This window comes from Chryseobacterium viscerum, from assembly GCF_002899945.2.
GTDB lineage: Bacteria > Bacteroidota > Bacteroidia > Flavobacteriales > Weeksellaceae > Chryseobacterium > Chryseobacterium viscerum.
Window position 1 is genome coordinate 580,236 of the sequence record NZ_PPEG02000003.1, and the last position, 19,129, is coordinate 599,364.

General features: G+C 35.4%; 19 protein-coding genes. 13 read left to right on the plus strand and 6 right to left on the minus strand.

The window, feature by feature from the left end; translation table 11 throughout:
* Window positions 1–163 precede the first annotated feature (163 nt).
* The 3 genes from C1634_RS09175 to C1634_RS26515 all read right to left on the minus strand — a co-directional run bounded on the left by C1634_RS09175 (window position 164) and on the right by C1634_RS26515 (window position 1,464).
* Entirely contained in the window at window positions 164–724 is a 561-nt protein-coding gene (locus C1634_RS09175) for a helix-turn-helix domain-containing protein (RefSeq protein WP_103235689.1), read from the minus strand.
* Window positions 721–1,116 carry an acyl-CoA thioesterase gene (locus C1634_RS09180; protein ID WP_103235690.1) on the minus strand — a complete coding sequence of 132 codons (396 nt, stop codon included), beginning with the start codon at window positions 1,114–1,116 and terminating at the stop codon, window positions 721–723. The genes C1634_RS09175 and C1634_RS09180 overlap by 4 nt, the downstream gene beginning before the upstream one ends.
* Before the next feature lie 141 nt (window positions 1,117–1,257).
* On the minus strand, window positions 1,258–1,464 hold the full coding sequence (locus C1634_RS26515; protein WP_394337097.1) for a DUF6157 family protein: 207 nt from the start codon (window positions 1,462–1,464) through the stop codon (window positions 1,258–1,260).
* 419 nt (window positions 1,465–1,883) lie between these two features.
* Here C1634_RS26515 and C1634_RS09185 point away from each other — a divergent pair, with 419 nt between their 5' ends.
* Together C1634_RS09185 and C1634_RS09190 are read left to right on the plus strand one after the other, a co-directional pair.
* A complete protein-coding gene (locus C1634_RS09185; protein ID WP_109738282.1) occupies window positions 1,884–2,246 on the plus strand; it encodes an RNA recognition motif domain-containing protein in 363 nt (120 codons plus the stop codon).
* A gap of 139 nt (window positions 2,247–2,385) precedes the next feature.
* Window positions 2,386–3,129, plus strand: a complete 744-nt coding sequence (locus C1634_RS09190; RefSeq protein ID WP_103232848.1) for a curculin domain-containing protein — start codon at window positions 2,386–2,388, stop codon at window positions 3,127–3,129.
* A 66-nt stretch (window positions 3,130–3,195) separates the two neighbouring features.
* On the opposite strand, the gene C1634_RS09195 is transcribed toward C1634_RS09190, so the two are convergent.
* The 3 genes from C1634_RS09195 to C1634_RS09205 are packed head-to-tail and all read right to left on the minus strand — an operon-like array spanning window position 3,196 to window position 6,107.
* Window positions 3,196–4,980 (minus strand): DUF4153 domain-containing protein, encoded by a 1,785-nt coding sequence (locus C1634_RS09195; protein ID WP_103232847.1) that lies wholly within the window; start codon window positions 4,978–4,980, stop codon window positions 3,196–3,198.
* 24 nt (window positions 4,981–5,004) lie between these two features.
* Complete coding sequence (locus tag C1634_RS09200) at window positions 5,005–5,496, minus strand: BlaI/MecI/CopY family transcriptional regulator (RefSeq protein ID WP_103232846.1); 492 nt, start codon at window positions 5,494–5,496, stop codon at window positions 5,005–5,007.
* Window positions 5,497–5,504: 8 nt separating this feature from the next.
* A complete protein-coding gene (locus tag C1634_RS09205; RefSeq protein WP_103232845.1) occupies window positions 5,505–6,107 on the minus strand; it encodes a phosphatase PAP2 family protein in 603 nt (200 codons plus the stop codon).
* A 532-nt stretch (window positions 6,108–6,639) separates the two neighbouring features.
* On the opposite strand from C1634_RS09205, the gene pdhA reads away from it, so the two are divergent.
* The 11 genes from pdhA to C1634_RS09260 all read left to right on the plus strand — a co-directional run bounded on the left by pdhA (window position 6,640) and on the right by C1634_RS09260 (window position 19,040).
* The gene (gene pdhA, locus C1634_RS09210; protein WP_103232844.1) at window positions 6,640–7,641 is read left to right on the plus strand and encodes a pyruvate dehydrogenase (acetyl-transferring) E1 component subunit alpha; all 1,002 of its coding nucleotides are present in this window, start codon (window positions 6,640–6,642) and stop codon (window positions 7,639–7,641) included.
* 86 nt (window positions 7,642–7,727) lie between these two features.
* Entirely contained in the window at window positions 7,728–9,329 is a 1,602-nt protein-coding gene (locus C1634_RS09215) for a pyruvate dehydrogenase complex dihydrolipoamide acetyltransferase (protein ID WP_109738283.1), read from the plus strand.
* 326 nt (window positions 9,330–9,655) lie between these two features.
* The gene (locus tag C1634_RS09220; protein ID WP_103232842.1) at window positions 9,656–10,324 is read left to right on the plus strand and encodes an ABC transporter ATP-binding protein; all 669 of its coding nucleotides are present in this window, start codon (window positions 9,656–9,658) and stop codon (window positions 10,322–10,324) included.
* A 91-nt stretch (window positions 10,325–10,415) separates the two neighbouring features.
* Entirely contained in the window at window positions 10,416–10,919 is a 504-nt protein-coding gene (locus tag C1634_RS09225) for a murein L,D-transpeptidase catalytic domain-containing protein (protein ID WP_228410039.1), read from the plus strand.
* A 17-nt stretch (window positions 10,920–10,936) separates the two neighbouring features.
* The gene (radC, locus tag C1634_RS09230; protein ID WP_109738284.1) at window positions 10,937–11,614 is read left to right on the plus strand and encodes a RadC family protein; all 678 of its coding nucleotides are present in this window, start codon (window positions 10,937–10,939) and stop codon (window positions 11,612–11,614) included.
* Entirely contained in the window at window positions 11,611–12,525 is a 915-nt protein-coding gene (locus C1634_RS09235; protein WP_109738285.1) for a hypothetical protein, read from the plus strand. Before radC ends, C1634_RS09235 begins: the two co-directional genes overlap by 4 nt.
* A gap of 73 nt (window positions 12,526–12,598) precedes the next feature.
* A complete protein-coding gene (locus tag C1634_RS09240) occupies window positions 12,599–13,531 on the plus strand; it encodes a phytanoyl-CoA dioxygenase family protein (protein ID WP_103232838.1) in 933 nt (310 codons plus the stop codon).
* An 85-nt stretch (window positions 13,532–13,616) separates the two neighbouring features.
* A complete protein-coding gene (locus C1634_RS09245) occupies window positions 13,617–14,792 on the plus strand; it encodes a hypothetical protein (RefSeq protein ID WP_109738286.1) in 1,176 nt (391 codons plus the stop codon).
* A gap of 24 nt (window positions 14,793–14,816) precedes the next feature.
* Window positions 14,817–15,329 (plus strand): DUF7935 family protein, encoded by a 513-nt coding sequence (locus C1634_RS09250; protein ID WP_103232836.1) that lies wholly within the window; start codon window positions 14,817–14,819, stop codon window positions 15,327–15,329.
* A gap of 17 nt (window positions 15,330–15,346) precedes the next feature.
* Window positions 15,347–15,958 (plus strand): inorganic pyrophosphatase, encoded by a 612-nt coding sequence (locus C1634_RS09255; RefSeq protein WP_109738287.1) that lies wholly within the window; start codon window positions 15,347–15,349, stop codon window positions 15,956–15,958.
* A 349-nt stretch (window positions 15,959–16,307) separates the two neighbouring features.
* Entirely contained in the window at window positions 16,308–19,040 is a 2,733-nt protein-coding gene (locus C1634_RS09260) for a sodium-translocating pyrophosphatase (protein WP_109738288.1), read from the plus strand.
* The last annotated feature ends 89 nt before the right edge of the window (window positions 19,041–19,129 follow it).

Below are 19,129 nucleotides of genomic sequence, written 5' to 3' on the forward strand. Positions count from 1 at the left end.
CTGTTATAAATTTAAGGATAATAGTTATAAAATTAGGAGAGGGAGAGGTTGGAGGGTGGGAGATTGGGAGGTGGGAGAGTTTGAGTGTATTAGGGTGAGGAGTAAAATGTTTGTGTTTTAATTACATGAAAAATTCCCAGTACTCAAACTCTCAAGGATATTATTAAAGATTGTCAAGTGCTTTGCGGTTGTGCTCTTTCAATTTTTTGAACTCAGTGGGAGTAAACCCGGTTACATTCCTGAATTGCGAAGAGAGATGCTGAACACTTTTGTAGCCAAGCTTTCCTGCAATTTCGGTAAGATTGAATTCATTATACAGAAGAAGTTCTTTTACCTTTTCAATTTTCTGAAGGATGAAGAACTGTTCTAATGTAATATTTTCATTTTGTGAAAACGTTTTTGAAAGAGCGCTGTAATCCTTATGAAGTTTTGAACTTAAAAATTCTGATAGCAGAAAATCTTCAGAAACATCAAGCTCGCTAACCTTTACAATGATTAGATTTTTAATTTTTTCAACAAGTTGATGAGCAGAATCCATGATTCTTTCAAAACCTGTATCCAACAGTTGTTTTTCTATGATCTGCATTGTATCAGGGGATATTTCAGAATCGGTTTCTATTTCACCTAATACGGCAACGTTTATCTTTACATCTGCATCACGGAAAATGTTTTCCACTGCCGCAATGCATCTGTTGCAGACCATATTTTTTATGAAAATTTTCATAGGTTTCCGTTTAACCTGTCTTTTACAAATTCGATCTGGGTTTTTCCATGAGGAGCAGGGTTACCTTCTGCATCAAGGTTTACCATTACAATTTTATCTACGGTAATAATGGTTTGATGGGTCATTTTGTTTCGTACATCACACCTTAAAGCAATAGAGGAAGATCCGAAATGGGTAGCTTCAATTCCTATTTCTATAATGTCTCCCTGTTTGGCAGAGCTGACAAAGTTAATTTCAGAGATAAATTTCGTTACCACTTTTGTGTTTTCCAACTGGATGATAGCATAAAGGGCTGCTTCTTCATCGATCCATTGAAGGAGTCTTCCTCCGAAAAGTGAATGGTTTGGGTTTAGATCTTCGGGTTTTACCCATTTTCTGGTATGGTAGTTCATGTCTTTTTAATTTGCAGTACAAATTTAGTGTTAAAAGCTGATCTTTTCAAAAGAATAGCATTTATTGATCCGAAAAGGATGATTCATTTTCTCAATCATTTTCTTTTGGAACACATGGCTTTTGTTTTGGCTTCAGAAGTATCATTGAGCCATGTTTGATATTCCTTGTTGTCTATGGTAAACAGAGCTATTTTTTCCCTTCCTATTATAATAAATTCTAGATTTGTATTTTAAAGCTAAAAGAGAACAGAGGAGGTATGTCTGACCATTGGAAAAGAATTTTTCACTTTCTTTGTGTTTTTCATTATCTGAAATATCATATTTAATAACATAATATTCAAAAATAATATCGTCTGATGAATATTAATACAGATTTTATGAGTTTTTCATAGTGAAGACCGGTAATCGTCTTCAAGGTGTTATTGCCTGAGAAAATGGGCTGTTTTCAGCTGCTTCAATAATGGTATTGGCATAATGGATAGTATGCTGTTTATGTTTTTTATGATTTTATTTGAAATATTAAATAATTTTAACTAAACCATTTATTTGGATTTATTTAATTGATAATCAGGTGTTTATAGTTGTTTTTGAAGACTTTCTACTGCTTCGATTCAACATAATGTGAGAAATATGTAAAAAAAGCTTGGATTTGATTATTTTAATTGTATCTTGCATACGTTTATATTTGGAATCAATATTTGTTCATTAATTTATGTTGCTTTTCTTTTATATACCAAATTTTTATTAATTTTTTAATTTATTTTAAAATGAACATTTTTGTTTCAAACATCAATTACGCAACTAAAGAGTATGAGTTGCACGATCTATTCGCAGAATTTGGTGATGTATCATCAGCTAAAATCGTTACAGACAGAGAAACTGGTCGTTCCAGAGGTTTCGGTTTTGTAGAGATGGGTGATGAAGAAGGACAGCAGGCTATTGAAGCTCTTAACCAGAAAGAATTCAACGGAAAAGCTCTAAACGTATCTGAAGCTAAGCCAAGAGAAGAAAAACCAAGAAGAAGCTTCGACAACAACAGAGGTGGAGGTTACGGCGGAGGTAACAACAATAGAGGCGGAGGCTATGGCGGTGGTAACAACAACCGTAGCGGAGGCGGAAATCGTTGGTAAAAAATATGAAGCGGCTTTTAAGCCGCTTTTTTTATGGAATTTAATTTCCAGTCAATCATTTAATTAGAGTTAGGATTGAAATATTGAGGTGTTTTGGCATAATTTTAGAAAATTATCAATCAATCGAAAAATAATTATAATGAAAAAACATTTATTAGCATTAATGATGGTGTTTGGTGGATTATTAATCAATGCACAAAACATTTACACTGGGCAGACAATAGAACAAAACAGAAAATATTGGGCGAATAACAACCGATATTATCTGATTTTCCAAAATGATGGTAACCTGGTTTTATACAATAGAGCCGGTGCTTCAATCTGGGATTCAAAAACAGCCAACAGAGGAGTGAAGGCAATCTTTCAGGAAGATGGTAATCTTGTAGTGTATACACCAGGAAATGGAGTCGCTTTCAGTACCAGTACCAACGGAAGAAGAGCTGATAAATTGACGATTCAGGATGATGGTAACCTTGTCGTTTACAATGGATCTAATGCTTTGTGGGCTTCAAAAAACGGAAGTGGAAACAATAATGACTATGGACGTGGTAACGGTTCTGTAGATACCGGACATAGATTCCGAAAAGGTGAAAAACTTTTCTCTTCTAACCGTAACTATTATCTACTTTTCCAAAATGATGGGAATCTTGTTTTGTCAAATAATAATGGTGACCCGATCTGGGGAACAGGTACAGATAATAAAGGAAGCAGAGCAGAATTTCAGAATGATGGAAATCTGGTAATTTATGATTCTTACAACAAATCTGTATGGAGTTCTAATACTTCCAGAAGAGGAGGTACTAAACTTACTGTACAAGATGATGGAAATTTAGTAATCTATGGAAACTATTCTCCAGTCTGGAGTTCAGGGACTCAGAGATAAGAGAAACTTATATTTCTAAAAAAAATAAAAAAAGACTGTCCTTGTGGCAGTCTTTTTTATGATATATTATTTTAATCTTATAAGAAGATAAGCATTGTCGTAATAAATGCTGACAAGATTATCATCGGAATATTTCTCCCGTGTGATTTCATTAAAAATAAGTTTAATATGGTATTTTCCCAAATCGGATTCCATAGCAATATCAGGGACTTTTACAGTTCCGGTTTTATTTTTATTGACTTCAAATAATTTGATGATTTGGGGTCCAAAATCTATTTCTTCCTTAGCGTTTAACGTTAGTTTTAATGATGATTTCTCTGTTAATTGATCGATGATTCCAAACTGATCTTCGTTCAGCTTTTGCGGATCTCTGCCGTAGCGTGGGAAGGATAATAAATATTGATAGTTTGCAATTTCCATGATCTGTTTTTCAGAAACGAGAACAATTCTATTCACTTCGTACGGTTTGTTTTTTGAAGTGATATTGACATCTGAAAATTTGTTCTGGATATCATATTTGATACCATAAAATGCCCCCTTTTCAATATTATCTGATAATTCAGTCTGATCTTTTTGGTTCAGAAGATTTGATAAAAATTCCCCTTGCTTTCTTTCGGCTAGAAATTCAAATTTATCACCTATTTCAGTACGTATTGTATCAGTTACTTTCTTGTTAAAATTAATTTTGTCACCACTGATTAATTGATTTTTACTTAAAATATTCATCAGTTCTGTTTTCTGACTTCTTTGAGCTACACTAAAGGCATTGAAATAAGGAAAAATTAAAGCAAAAGCACCAAACAGAAATAAACTGACCGGAATAAACTTTATGGTAGCCTTTCTATTAAAAATAAAGTAAATAACAATACTCAACAGCCAGAGAGCAAGCATCAGTACAAAATACCTTGGTTCTGTATATCCGTATTCTAAGATTCTTGTAAAAATAGCAGTGAAAAGAAGGATAATCAAAGGAACAATGGTATAGTAAAATACCTTTGAAAATATTCTGACCCAGGATTTCGCATTTTCCTCTTTTAATGGATGTACAAGCAGCAGCGCCAGGATGCCAACGGTGCTGTAGGCTAAAATAAGGTAAGAAACCCAGCCTCTTGGAAGCTGCCAGTTGATTAATATTTTAGCAGAATAGAAATAAAGAATAGCGGCATATATAAGGAGTAATGGAATGAGAATAAACTGAGTGAAAAACTTTAAAACCACAGGATAAGTTCCGTTTTTTTCGAGATTATTTAAACCTTTATCATTAAATAAGAGAAAAATAAAACTGCTTCCAAAAATAGCCAGAACAAAGAATGTATCCGTATACGCCCTGTGGTGAAAATGAAAATCAAAAAGATTATCAACAGCTACGATCGCCAATTCAACTCCACCGGTCAAAACGCCTGTAAATACAACCGTAAGAAAGAAATTGACAAAGAGATTTTTATTGTACTGCCAAAATCTAAGTTCACGATCTTTCTCCAGAAACGGAACAAAAGAAACCAATAAGTGGAAGAGAAGAGATGTGATGGCAATGATATAAACGTAAACTTCTGTAAAATTATTCTTTTTATCAGGGAGAATACAATAGAATCCTATAAGAAAAGCAATACCTGATGCGTGTAACAGTAATTCTTTCCCGATTCTCTGAGATAACATTTTCAATGCAAACATCAGGGAAATTCCGAGACAGGCACAAATAGTAAATCTGATGTATACGGTACCTTCGTCAAAGTTACTTTCAGCAATACAAATGGCACCAATAGATGCTAATAAAGCCATTACCAGAATTATTGGATATCGGAAAATGACTTCATTGGCCCGGCTTATAGTTTCCTGGAATTTTGTTTTCATGATTTGGTGTTTTTGGAATGTAGGTTAATCCTTTTTCTTTTTTTTCTTTTTGTCTTTATCCTTGTCTTTCTCTTTTACTTTGGTCTTTTTCTCTTTTTTTGGACTTAAAATTTCTTCAGCAATTTCAAATTTAGGTTCTTCAATTTTGGCTGGTTTTATTTCGATTTTAAGATCAAAATGTCCTTTCATATCTTCCTGGGAGATCAATTTTTCACTTAATAGAAGTTCCAGAATTTCTTTTCCTGAATCATTAAAAAAGTTGCGCGAAAGTTCTTTCAATAGGAATTTTTTATACTCTGTCAAAGGAACAAGGACAGTATATTTGAAGATTCTTCCTTCTTTTACTGTTGATAGATAGCCTTTTTCAACTAATATTTTCAAATAAGTGGAAACCGTGTTCTGGTGTGGTTTTGGTTCCGGATGCTGCTCCATAACATCCTTCAGATAGAAAGATTCCATTTTCCAAAACAGCTTCATAAAGTTTTCCTCTGCGGCGGTAAGATGATTTATTTTCATAGAGTATTCTAATGTTGAAATTGAATATTGCAATAAAGGTAAATAAAAGATACCATAAAAGCTATTCCAGCACCCATAAATACTTCTTTTATGGTGTGTCTTTTTAAAATAACGCGGGTAATTCCCACCAAAATAGCGATTCCCAGCCACGCAAGTCCCATTTTCCAGCCCAATGAGAAAAATAAGGCAGCTACAAATATGTTGAATGCAGTATGCATCGAACTTTTGATATAAAGATTGCTGATCTGAAGAGCAAAAAGAAGGATTAAAATAAACAGCATGATAAGATCAATAGATCCGTTTCTGATATAATTGAAAATAAGATAAGCAATTACACAGACTGCAATAAATATATAAAGGGTTTTCCTTTGAACCCGGTTGGATACATCCATATTGGTATATCTTCCCGTCTTCACATTCCACACAAGCCATATGACAACGGGAATAATGATCATTGATAACACTGGAAGGAAATAGAGTAAAGAATCTTTAAGGGTGTATTCTCTAACGCTCATGTATACAAAAAAAATGATCAGAGAGACCAAAGGATTGAAAAAATCAGAGATGACTTTTGAAATCTTGTGTAGTAACGAAGACTGCTTTTCTTCCATATTTTAGTTTAAAAACCAAATATACTACTATAACCTCAAAAATCAAATGAATATACATCAATAGGAAGGATGTAATAACTATGTAAGTGTATATTTATAAGTGTTTTGATCTTAATAAAGATCTTTTTAATTTTTATATTAAATTCATTCATAATACTAAAGACAGAAACTTGAAGTTGATAGAATTCCCCCTGAAAAGAAGCTGCCGAAATGACCAAAAGTTATGTTAACAATAATTAAAGGAGAAAGAATTGGAGGGATAAAGAGTCATGAATTTCTGATATTTCTGTCCCTTTTACTATTTCAGAAAAGGCACATAGATAGGCTTGTTCCTTATATATGACAGTAGAGAAATAACAGATGGGACGGTGCTTCATGGGCACATCAAAGGCTCGAAAATTAAGAATAATCCATTCAGCGCGCAAATAGATTTTACAGAAAAAACGAAAAGTTATCTATGTATAGAATAAAAACGAAGTTTTTTTCATAATTTTGCTCAACTATTTCATCATAAAAAAGCAAGAGCTAACACATGAAAGAATTTTCTAAAGAGGTATACCTGAAGTGGTATGAAGATATGACAATGTGGAGAAGGTTTGAAGACAAATGCCGTTCTCTTTACCTAAAACAAAAGATCAGAGGTTTTTTACATTTGTATAATGGTCAGGAAGCTATCCCTGCTGGATTCACGCATGCGATGGATCTTACAAAGGATAGTATGATTACTGCTTACAGATGCCACATTCATCCAATGGCGATGGGAGTGGATCCTAAAAGAATCATGGCTGAACTTTGTGGTAAAGCTACAGGAACATCCGGAGGTATGGGTGGATCTATGCACATTTTCAGTAAAGAACACCGTTTTTATGGAGGACACGGTATCGTTGGAGGACAAATTCCTTTAGGAGCAGGTATTGCTTTCGCAGATAAATATTTTGACAGAAAAGCAGTGAACATCTGTTTCTTTGGAGATGGTGCTGCAAGACAAGGTTCTTTACATGAGACATTCAACATGGCTATGAACTGGAAGCTGCCTGTAGTATTTGTTGTAGAAAACAACCAATATGCAATGGGAACTTCTGTAAAAAGAACTGCCAACCACGAAGATATCTATAAATTAGGATTAGGATACGAAATGCCTTGCCTTGCCGTAGATGCAATGGATCCTGAAAAAGTAGCAGAAGCTGCTTATGAAGCTATTGAAAGAGCAAGAAGAGGAGACGGTCCTACATTCATTGAAGCAAGAACTTACCGTTACAGAGGACACTCTATGTCTGATGCTGAGCCATACAGATCTAAAGAAGAGGTAGCTATTCATAAAAATGATGACCCAATCGAGCTTGTAAAGCACAGAATTTTAGAAAACGGATGGGCTACAGAAGCAGAATTGGAAGCTACGGATAATAAATCAAGAGACTTCGTTGACGAATGTATCGAATTTATGGAAAACTCTCCTTATCCAGAGGTTGATAAGATCTATGAATATGTATACGCTCAGGAAAATTATCCATTCCTAGACAAATTAGAAAATTAATAATTAGATAATTTGAGAATTTGAAAATGAATTAAATTTTTTAATTCTCACGTCATCACATTAACAAATTATCATATTAGAAAATTATGGCAGAAGTAATTACGATGCCCCGCCTATCCGACACTATGACGGAAGGTAAAGTGGCAAAATGGCATAAAAAAGTTGGAGATAAAGTAAAAGAAGGAGATATTTTAGCTGAAATTGAAACTGACAAAGCAGTTCAGGATTTCGAATCTGAGATAGAAGGTACCCTTTTATACGTAGGTGTAGAAGAAGGAGGTGCTGCTGCTGTAGACTCTGTTTTAGCAATTATCGGTAATGAAGGAGAAGATATTTCAGGATTGACAGGCGGAGCTGCTGCTCCAAGTGCAGGTTCTGAAGAAAAAAAATCCGAAGAACAACCTAAAGCTGAGGCTCCTGTAACTGAATCTGCTGCGGCAGAAGTTCCGGCTGGAGTAGAAGTTATTACAATGCCTAGACTTTCTGATACAATGACAGAAGGTAAGGTAGCTAAATGGCATAAAAATGTAGGCGATACAGTAAAAGAAGGTGACCTTCTTGCTGAGATCGAAACAGATAAAGCAGTACAGGATTTCGAATCTGAATTCAATGGAGTATTATTGAAGCAAGGTGTAGAAGAAGGAGGAGCTGCTCCTGTTGATTCTGTATTAGCCATTATTGGCCCTGCAGGAACTGATATTTCTGCGGTAGGTGCTCCAAAAGCTGCTGCTCAGTCAACTGAAAAACCAGCTGAACAAAAATCAGAAGCGAAAACAGAAGAAAAAGCTGCTCCGGCTGCTGACGCTTCATCTTCTGACAGAGTGGCAATCTCTCCACTGGCTAAGAAAATGGCTCAGGATAAAGGGGTTGACATCAACAGTGTTCAGGGATCTGGTGAAAACGGAAGAATCGTTAAAAAAGATATTGAAAACTATCAGCCAGCTGCGAAACCAGCTGCTTCAGCTCCTGCAGCAAGCGCTGCTCCTGTTGCAGTAAACTTCGTACAGGGTGAAGATACAGAGACTCAAAACTCTCAGGTGAGAAATATTATCGCAAAACGTCTTGCTGAAAGTAAATTCTCTGCGCCTCACTACTATCTGATGGTTGAGATCAACATGGATAAAGCAATTGAGGCAAGAAAAGAAATCAATTCTTTACCTGATACTAAGATCTCTTTCAATGATATGATCATTAAAGCGACTGCAATTGCTTTAAGAAAACACCCTCAGGTAAATTCAAGCTGGGCTGGTGATAAGATCATTCACAGAGGAAATATCAACATTGGTGTAGCAGTAGCTATTCCTGACGGATTGGTAGTTCCTGTATTGAAAAATACAGATCAGATGACGTATACTCAGATTTCTGCATCTGTAAAAGATATGGCTTCAAGAGCAAAAAGCAAAGGTCTTAAGGCTAATGAAATGGAAGGATCTACATTCTCTATTTCTAACTTAGGAATGTTCGGAATCGAAACATTTACAAGTATCATCAATCAACCTAACTCTGCAATCCTTTCAGTAGGAGCAATTATCGAGAAACCAATCGTTAAAGATGGTCAGATCGTAGTTGGAAACACCATGAAACTTTCATTGGCATGTGACCACAGAGTAGTAGATGGAGCTACAGGTGCTCAATTCTTACAGACATTAAGAACATATTTAGAAAGTCCATTGACATTGTTACTGTAATTTTCTGAAATGAACATAATAAAACCTCCCAAATTGGGAGGTTTTTTTGTTTATTGGGGATTTGATATGCTGATATACGAAATAGTATCTACAGTATTTCATAAATATTTTAGCTTCGAAAAATAAGAATAAGAGCGATAAGATAGTAGATTCTACTACTGATGTCTAATTCTTATAATCATTAAGAACAAAATTTATAAAATCCATTAAATTTGATTTACTTTCCAAATCTTGAGGAAGGTTTTAATGTAATACCAATTTGAGAATTCAAAATTATCACCGTATTTTTTGATGGAATTTCAAAATCAAATTACTATTTTTGAATCATGATTAAAGCAAGAAATATCCATAAATCTTATGGGAATTTAGAAGTACTGAAAGGAGTTGATATTCACATCAAAATGGGCGAGGTGGTTTCTATTGTAGGAGAATCTGGAGCAGGTAAATCTACATTGCTTCAAATTTTAGGAACTTTGGATCATCCAAGCCAATCCAATAAATATGATACTGAAATTGAAATAGCAGGAGAGTCATTTATTAATATGAATGATAAGCAGTTATCGAAATTTAGAAATCAGAATATTGGCTTTGTATTTCAGTTTCATCAGCTTCTTCCGGAGTTTACCGCACTGGAAAATGTATTGCTCCCGACGAGAATTGCTGGAGCCAATGAAAAAGAAGCACTTGAAAAGGCGTATGCTTTATTTGAAGACTTAAAAATAGAACAAAGACTGCAGCATAAACCCAATCAGCTTTCAGGTGGAGAAGCACAAAGGGTTGCAGTGGCTAGGGCTTTAATCAATTCACCCAAAATTATTTTTGCAGATGAGCCTACAGGAAACCTGGACTCTAAGAATGCGGATGATCTCCACAGATTGTTTTTTGATCTGAGAGACAAATACAACCAAACCTTTGTAATTGTAACCCACAACCCGAATCTTGCAGAAATAACAGACCGTAAGCTCGTTATGAAAGACGGTATGATCATAGAATAGGAGTATACAGACCCAAATAATGAAACACTTTATTTTTCTTTTTTTAATTTTTATTTCCTGTTCAAAAGTTGAATCTCAACAGTTGAATTCAATGAACGTACCTCAGGAAAGAATTTCAGAGGTTAAAAATTATATTAAAGGAAAAGAGTATAATCAGGAACTGGCTGTTTTTATTAATTTTAAAATGCCTTCCGGAAAGTACAGGTACTTCATTTATAACCTGAAAAAAAATACAATTGTCCAGCAGGCTGTTGTTTCCCATGGATCAGGTTCTGTTATTCCACGTTCAGATGCTTTAAAATTTAGTAATACAGAAGGCTCTTATCAGTCATCTCTTGGAAAATATGCCATAGGAGAAAGTTATGTAGGAAAGTTTGGAAAAGCCTATCGCTTAAAAGGCCTGGACTCTACCAATAGCAATGCCATGCAGAGAGCAATTGTTCTTCATTCTTATGGATGTATTCCCGATGCTGAATCTCAGACTCCGGCATGTTTAAGCTTAGGATGTCCTATGCTTTCTGTAAATGCTCTTAAAGAAACTGCAAAATATATTGATCAGTCTACGAAACCTGTGATTTTATATGCTTTCTATTAATTTATAATATATTTTCCATGGCTATAAAACTTCTTGCTGAAGATGACAGACCCAGAGAAAAGTTTTTGCAAAAAGGCAAAAGCTCACTTTCTGATTCTGAGTTACTGGCTATTATTATGGGAAGTGGAAATAGAGAGGAGAATGCGGTAGAGCTGGCAAGGAAAATTTTAACCTCTGTCAATAACAACTGGCATCAGCTAAGCCTGCTTTCCGTTAAAGATCTGATAAAATTCAAAGGAATTGGAGAGACAAAAGCCATTTCGATCATTTCGGCTTTAGAAATAGGAAGAAGAAAAGCGGTACAGGAAATTCCGGAAAAGACGATCATCGGAAATAGCAGCGATGCTTATGTTATTCTTAGAAATCAGCTTTCTGATTTGAGAACGGAAGAATTCTGGGCTATTTTTCTAAACAACAACAATAAAGTTATACATGTTTCTCAACTCACTCAAGGGGGGATCAGCCAATCTATTGTAGATGTGAGAATTCTTTTCAAAGCAGCACTGGATCACTTTTCAACAGGGATTATCATTGCGCACAACCATCCTTCCGGAAGCTTGAAACCAAGCAGGGAAGATATCAGCATTACACAAAAAATAAAAGAAGCAGGACAAACGTTGAGTATCCAGCTTTTAGACCATATTATTGTCACGCAGGATTCCTATTTTAGTTTCTCTGACGCAGGATTATTATGATTAGAAGATTGAAATACCATGAAATTGATTTTGTAAAATATGCTCAATGTTTAGAAAACTCCGAACAAAGAAAATATTCTGCTACAAAAGACTTTTTAGATACTACTTCGACGATGCCATGGGAAATTCTGGTTTACAAAGATTACAAAGCAGTAATGCCTGTGCCTTTTGTAAGAAAGTATGGAGTGAAAATTGTACACAACCCGAAACTTTGTCAGCAGCTCGGTGTTTTTTCAGACAAAGATGATGTAGATCTTAATGAAGCTTTTTTAGAATTTCTGGAAAAAAATTACATGATCCGAGCGTATCCTTTTAATGATGTAAACCAGCTTCGTACTAAAATAAGAATCAAAAAGAATTTTTTATTGTATCCTGATCCTTATGAAACTGTATATGCCAACTATTCTCCCAAAAGAAAAAGAAAGCTTCGGCTGGATGAAGAAGTTTTAAAAGAATCGGAAATCCAAACCATTTCTTATGACAACGCAAAAGCTTTTATTGAGGCCAATACGATAGGACTCAGCAAAGACAATGACCTGTCTGAATTCATGAGGATTTTCGAAAGTTTTCACAAGTTAGATTATCTGAAGTTCACCGCTTTTTACTATCAAAGTAAGATTGTAAACATAATTGCTACTTACACAGACTGCAATATGGTAGCACTTTTAGGTAATTTTAATGATAAAGATTATGTGAAATTATCAGGAGCATCGGTATTGATTGACCATCTGATTAAAGAAAATATCGAAACTCATATCTTTGATTTTGAAGGAGGGGAATTACCAAATATTGAAGAATTTTTCAGAGGATTCCGTCCGGAATTAAGACCTTACGGCATTATTGAAAATTCAAAAAAAAATCTTTTTAAAAAATTGGGTGACCTTATCATGAAAGGAAAGCCTTTTTTATGATGAAAAGCATTGTTTAGATTGGTTCTAATTAAGTAATATTCTGTAACTTTATAAAATACTAGTAAAAACCGTTATGTTACAACAGATTCGTCAGTACAAATTATCATATATGCTGTATAACTTCTTTAAAAAGAACAAGTTAAAGCATAATATTCCACTCTATAAAAAATACGGAATCGATAAGAACTATTTTTCAAGTATTTCGAGTAAAGATTTTGCGCATCTTCCTGCCAGTACAAGAATGGTAGATTATACAAAACTTACGGAAACTCCCTTTTTTAAAAAGTTATCAGAAGAAAATAAAGAAAGTACCCTTCAATATGATGATAACGGATATTTGATTCTGAGGAATTTTTTGACTCCTGAAACGGCAGATCAAATCAATATGGAAATTGATAAGCTGATGGAAGATGGAACACTGAAGTTTATTTATGGAGGAAAGCTGATGTTTGCCATTCATCATTCGGAAATCATTAGAAATATTGGAAGTGACAAGGAATTGTTAGACTTTTTATCTGTTTTGCTGAACGGAAAATCTAAACTTTTTCAAAGTATCAATTTCATCAATGGAAGCCAGCAGAAAACCCATTCGGACAGCATTCACATGACTACTTATCCGCTAGGAGGGTTGCTTGGAGTTTGGATTGCATTGGAAGATGTGGATGAAACGAACGGTGCTCTGCATTATATTCCCAAAAGCCATAAACTGCCTTACTTCCTGAATTCAGATTATGATAACGAAGGAACAGCTTTGAAAATCGGGAAGAAAAGCTACAGAGCTTATGAAACTTTCCTTGAAGATAAAGTAAAAGAACTGGGATTAAAAAAAGAAGTTTTTAAGGCGAAAAAAGGCGATCTATTAATCTGGCATGCCAATATCCTTCACGGTGGCGAACCTCACACCGATAAAAACAGAACGAGAAAAAGTCTTGTGTATCATTTCTTTGATGAAAACAGCGTATGCTATCATGAAGTGACCCAAAGACCGGCTCTGTTTGAACTTTAAGGCAAGCCCTTATCATAAAAGCTTTTTATAAGAATACGGGTTTAAAGATAGTTTCTTTACATTTGTATTCTTATAATATCAATGTATGAAAAAAAAGGGAAATATTCTTGTTTTTATATTTTCAATCTATGTATGTTTCATGTCATACTATTTGTATACCCACCAGTATTACAACACAGATATGGAAGCTTATATGGGGCTGATTTATAAAACAGAATACCCCGACATGAAAATTGAAGAGATTCATCAGAAAGTATATGATGAGCTGAGGGAAAAGAACCCCAATTTTGCAGGATTAGGACCTGTAGATCCTATGGTGGAAGAAGTGGCAAAAGGGGAAAGCACATATTATAAAATATTATCAGAAAATCCCAAAGCCTACGAAGAAGAGCTGCAGCTTTTTGTGGTAAAACCTTTTTATAACTTTGTCAACTGGTCATTCTTCAAACTGGGTTTCAGTGCTTCTGTCTCAAACTCTTTAATCTCAAGTATTTCTTACGCACTGATTCTTATTCTGATTTTCAGCTTTTTGATAAAAATTCTGAAAAATTATACTTTTGCTTTCGTCATCACGATTTTAATTTCCATGTTCAAGCCTCTTCCGGAGTCAGCAAGACATGTTTCAGCAGATTCTTTATCATGTCTGTTGCTTCTTTTGAGCTTCTATGTATTTTTAGTGAGAAGGAATTTCTTTCTTGCAGGTATATTTGCCATGTTATGTATTTTGACAAGACCAGAATATTTTATCTTTTATTCATGTCTGTATGTTCTTATTTACCTTTACAGAAACAAACTTCAGGTAAAAACAGGTCCGTTGTTTATATCCTATGGGTATCTGTTCCTTTCTTTCTTTTTAATACAGGTTTTCAATCAGGTTTCGTGGTCTACACTCTTTATGAATCAGTTTACTCAAGTTCAGATTTATCCTGTTTCGCATCCTGATCCGTTTTTGCTTTCAGATTATATTCATTTTATTAAAAGCAAAATAATGCTGGAATTCAATACTTCATATTTTCCGATCCTGTTGATTTTTATAGCGATCATTCTGGCTAATAATTTTTCCATTCGAAATAAAAAAATACAGGCTCAGCTCTTGTTTTTCGCGATTATATATGGAACGGTGATGCTGAGATTTTTGGTTTTTCCGTCTCTGGCCAACAGGATGATGCTGGGCTTTTATCTCATCATTATCCTCGCATTGATCTATATCCAGAATTCTAAAGTGGATATCTTTAAAAACTCTTTAGAAGACGGAAAATAATTAGTAATTTTGCAGTCTAAAATTATGACGAGTCTTTCAGGATATTTACCGTATGCATTTGCATTGATTATTGCAATTCCTTTTCTGGTTTTGCTCAGACAATTTGTACACTCGTACATCACCCTTAAAAACCAGGAAATCAAATTACTCACCGTGAAATCAAATTCAGAGAATAAGGCCCATTCCTACGAAAGAATGACCCTGTTCCTGGATAGAATGAAACCTTCAAACCTTATCCAGAGATTTGACAGAGAGCTGGCCGTTCATGAGTTTATTTTCCTTACAGAAAAGACCATTAATGAAGAATTTGAATATAACTCCTCACAACAGTTATACATCACCAAAAATTCATGGAAGAATATAGTAGACTCTAAAAATGCAATTATAGAGCTTCTTCACAAAACCTATGACGGATTGAAAGGAGAGGTTCAGCTGGATGAGTTCAAAACGATTTTCATCATGAACTACATGGAAAGCAATGACTATATTGTTGAAACAATAGAAGATTTAAGAAAAGAAATTTTAATAATAACTTAAAAAATAACAGATAAATAATGATTCCAAATTTTAAAGCACATCCATGGCATGGAATTTCTGCAGGAGAAGATGCGCCAAATGTTGTAAATGTATTTGTGGAAATTGTTCCTTCAGATACTATTAAATATGAAGTAGATAAAGAAACAGGATATTTAAAGGTAGACAGGCCACAGAAATTCTCGAATATTATCCCTGCTTTATATGGTTTTGTTCCAAGAACATATTGTGATAATGAGGTAATGAAACTTGCTGTAGAAGCAGGCGCTACTGATGTGACAATGGGAGATCATGACCCTCTTGATATTTGTGTTTTAAGTTCTCACAATATCCATGCAGGAGGTTTATTGATGGAAGCTATTCCAATCGGTGGTTTCAAAATGATCGATGGTGGAGAAGCTGATGATAAAATTGTAGCAGTAATGATCAATGACCATGCTTTCGGACACTTCAGAGATATTACTGAATTACCTGAAGCAGAAGTTAGAAGATTAATGCACTACTTTCTAACATACAAGAACTTACCGGATGAGCCTGCAAAATGCAGAATCCAGGAAGTTTACGGAGCTGAACATGCAAGAAAAGTGATTAAAGCTTCTCAAACAGACTATGCAGATAAATTCGGAGGATAAAATACTCGGATTTTAAATAAAAAAAGGATAAACAAATTTTTGTTTATCCTTTTTTGTTGGCTGAAAGAACCGTTTCAATGGGAAGAAATCTTATTTCCAGGGAAGCTTTCTTAACTTTTTTATTTACTTATTAAATCTTAATGGTTTAATTTCTTCAAAGATTTTCTATTCCACGAACTTCTCTTAAACCTTTATTCGGTCTCGTTTTTTTACAGCTTCTGACCATCATTGTTTCGTTGTCATATTGATGTTTTTTTTGATGACAAACATCATACTGTTAAAGTTTTTAATGCTTTGATGGTAATTATTTATTATATTTAATTTTCTATTACCAAAAAAATATTAAACTATGGATCTATTTATGTTAGTGCCAATTTTTGGTGTCGTAGCTTTGCTTTATACATTTCTTCAGAGCAACTGGGTAAGTAAACAGAATGCCGGAAATGAAAAAATGAAAATAATCAGCGGCCATATTGCAGACGGTGCAATGGCTTTTCTAAAAGCTGAATACAAAATCTTAACGTACTTTGTTGTAGTGGTCGCCATATTACTGGCAGTGATGGGATCGAGCAATGCCAACTCACACTGGAGTATCGGAATTGCCTTTGCTGTAGGAGCTATATTCTCCGCATTAGCAGGCTTTATCGGAATGAAAATCGCTACCAAAGCCAATGTGAGGACTGCAGAAGCAGCAAGGACTTCACTTTCAAAAGCTCTCAAAGTATCTTTTACCGGAGGTTCTGTAATGGGAATGGGGGTTGCCGGACTGGCTGTTTTAGGCCTGGGAACTTTATTCATCATCATTAAGCAGATCTTTGCTCCCGAAGCCACAGTAGATTCTTTGGAAATGGAAAAAACCATCGAAATTCTTACCGGATTTTCTCTGGGGGCTGAATCTATAGCACTTTTTGCAAGAGTGGGTGGGGGGATATATACAAAAGCGGCAGATGTAGGTGCCGACCTTGTAGGAAAAGTAGAAGCCGGAATCCCGGAAGATGACCCCCGAAATCCAGCAACGATTGCAGATAATGTAGGTGACAATGTAGGAGATGTTGCAGGTATGGGAGCCGACCTTTTTGGATCTTACGTTGCAACAGTATTAGCCACCATGGTCTTGGGCCGGGAAACTATTTCAGAGGATGCTTTCGGAGGCTTTGCCCCAATCCTTTTACCGATGCTGATTGCAGGAACTGGGATTATATTTTCAATGATCGGAACTTTATTTGTTAAAATTAATGATAATGAAGGTTCATCTACTTCCAGTGTACAAAACGCATTAAACCTTGGAAACTGGGGAAGCATTGTAATTACTGCCATTGCCTCTTATTTTCTGGTGACTTATATCCTTCCGGAAAAAATGGTCCTTAGAGGCCACGAGTTTACGAAAATGGGAGTATTTGGAGCCATAATGGTAGGATTGGTAGTAGGAACTCTGATGAGTATCATCACAGAATATTATACTGCAATGGGTAAAAGACCCGTTTCCAGCATTGTGAGACAGTCTTCTACAGGCCATGCAACGAATATTATCGGCGGTTTGGCTGTTGGTATGGAATCCACACTTCTTCCAATCCTTGTATTGGCAGGGGGGATTTACGGATCTTATTTATGTGCCGGACTGTACGGAGTGGCTATTGCAGCTGCCGGAATGATGGCAACTACTGCCATGCAGCTCGCTATTGATGCTTTCGGACCGATTGCAGATAATGCGGGAGGTATTGCTGAAATGAGTGAGCTCCCAAAAGAAGTACGTGAAAAAACAGATATTCTGGATGCTGTAGGAAATACCACTGCAGCTACAGGAAAAGGATTTGCAATTGCTTCAGCAGCATTGACGGCATTAGCATTATTTGCCGCTTTTGTTGGAATTGCAGGCATTGATGGAATTGATATTTACAGAGCAGATGTTCTTGCCGGATTATTTGTCGGTGGAATGATTCCGTTTATCTTTTCATCATTAGCCATTACAGCAGTTGGACAGGCAGCGATGGCAATGGTGGAGGAAGTAAGAAGACAATTCCGTGAGATTCCGGGAATATTGGAAGGAAAAGCACAGCCAGAATATGAAAAATGTGTTGCGATCTCTACCGATGCTTCTATCAGAAAAATGATGCTGCCTGGTGCAATAGCCATTGTTTCTCCATTGTTGATGGGATTTATTTTCGGACCTGAAGTATTGGGAGGTTTCCTTGCAGGAGCTACCGTATGTGGAGTTTTGATGGGGATGTTCCAGAATAATGCAGGAGGAGCGTGGGATAATGCTAAAAAATCATTTGAAAAAGGAGTGGATATCAATGGACAGACGTATTACAAAGGTTCAGAGCCTCATAAAGCATCTGTAACAGGAGATACGGTTGGAGATCCGTTTAAAGATACTTCCGGACCTTCTATGAACATCTTGATCAAATTGATGTCGATTGTTTCATTGGTTATTGCGCCTACTTTGGCCGTTTTACATAAAGATAAAATTGAAGCGAACAGAAAAGCAAAAATTGAAAGCCTTACAGGGATTTCCAATGCTGCAACGGGTGTTAATGGAGATACGAAAATCATTACTGCTGTTCCGGGAGAAATTAAAGGACACCTTAATGAAAGCGGAGACTTTGTATATGAAACAGGAAATATTCAGAAAATAAAGCTGAATGGAGGGAAAACGATTGCCATTGGAGATGGTAGTCAGCTTTATCAGCTTTATAATGTGGTGAAGCAAAAAGACAAATCTGCATTAGACCCGAATAAATGGTACACGATTGAAAACCTTTATTTTGAAACAGGTTCAAGTGATCTGAAAGCAGAATCTGTACTTCAGGTGAATACGTTGGCTGAAATTTTAAATGCCTATCCGGATTTAAAAATTAAATTAGGCGGATATACAGACAATAGTGGTAATGAGGATAGTAATATCAAGTTATCCAATTTAAGGGCACAAACTGCAAAATTGAAACTCCTTGAATTAGGAATTTCAGCAGACAGAATAGAAGCAGAAGGATATGGATCCCAACATCCGGTATGCGAAGCGAATGATACCGACGAATGTAAAGCAAAAAACAGAAGAATTGATGTAAGAGTTCTGGCTCTTTAGATCAATGTTAAAATAATAGAAAAGCATCGCTCTGGCGGTGCTTTTTTTATGGGGTATTCTTAAAAATAAAACTCAGGCAAATAAAATAC

What these genes read in the sequence shown, in the direction of transcription:
- radC (WP_109738284.1), top strand. Translation starts at nt 10,937, where the DNA reads ATGGCTATAAAACTTCTTGCTGAAGATGACAGACCCAGAGAAAAGTTT.
- C1634_RS09205 (WP_103232845.1), bottom strand. Translation starts at nt 6,107, where the DNA reads ATGGAAGAAAAGCAGTCTTCGTTACTACACAAGATTTCAAAAGTCATC.
- C1634_RS09240 (WP_103232838.1), top strand. Translation starts at nt 12,599, where the DNA reads ATGTTACAACAGATTCGTCAGTACAAATTATCATATATGCTGTATAAC.
- C1634_RS09220 (WP_103232842.1), top strand. Translation starts at nt 9,656, where the DNA reads ATGATTAAAGCAAGAAATATCCATAAATCTTATGGGAATTTAGAAGTA.
- C1634_RS09180 (WP_103235690.1), bottom strand. Translation starts at nt 1,116, where the DNA reads ATGAACTACCATACCAGAAAATGGGTAAAACCCGAAGATCTAAACCCA.
- C1634_RS09195 (WP_103232847.1), bottom strand. Translation starts at nt 4,980, where the DNA reads ATGAAAACAAAATTCCAGGAAACTATAAGCCGGGCCAATGAAGTCATT.
- C1634_RS09250 (WP_103232836.1), top strand. Translation starts at nt 14,817, where the DNA reads ATGACGAGTCTTTCAGGATATTTACCGTATGCATTTGCATTGATTATT.
- C1634_RS09175 (WP_103235689.1), bottom strand. Translation starts at nt 724, where the DNA reads ATGAAAATTTTCATAAAAAATATGGTCTGCAACAGATGCATTGCGGCA.
- C1634_RS09225 (WP_228410039.1), top strand. Translation starts at nt 10,416, where the DNA reads ATGAACGTACCTCAGGAAAGAATTTCAGAGGTTAAAAATTATATTAAA.
- C1634_RS09245 (WP_109738286.1), top strand. Translation starts at nt 13,617, where the DNA reads ATGAAAAAAAAGGGAAATATTCTTGTTTTTATATTTTCAATCTATGTA.
- pdhA (WP_103232844.1), top strand. Translation starts at nt 6,640, where the DNA reads ATGAAAGAATTTTCTAAAGAGGTATACCTGAAGTGGTATGAAGATATG.
- C1634_RS09235 (WP_109738285.1), top strand. Translation starts at nt 11,611, where the DNA reads ATGATTAGAAGATTGAAATACCATGAAATTGATTTTGTAAAATATGCT.
- C1634_RS09255 (WP_109738287.1), top strand. Translation starts at nt 15,347, where the DNA reads ATGATTCCAAATTTTAAAGCACATCCATGGCATGGAATTTCTGCAGGA.
- C1634_RS09260 (WP_109738288.1), top strand. Translation starts at nt 16,308, where the DNA reads ATGGATCTATTTATGTTAGTGCCAATTTTTGGTGTCGTAGCTTTGCTT.
- C1634_RS09215 (WP_109738283.1), top strand. Translation starts at nt 7,728, where the DNA reads ATGGCAGAAGTAATTACGATGCCCCGCCTATCCGACACTATGACGGAA.
- C1634_RS09185 (WP_109738282.1), top strand. Translation starts at nt 1,884, where the DNA reads ATGAACATTTTTGTTTCAAACATCAATTACGCAACTAAAGAGTATGAG.
- C1634_RS09190 (WP_103232848.1), top strand. Translation starts at nt 2,386, where the DNA reads ATGAAAAAACATTTATTAGCATTAATGATGGTGTTTGGTGGATTATTA.
- C1634_RS09200 (WP_103232846.1), bottom strand. Translation starts at nt 5,496, where the DNA reads ATGAAAATAAATCATCTTACCGCCGCAGAGGAAAACTTTATGAAGCTG.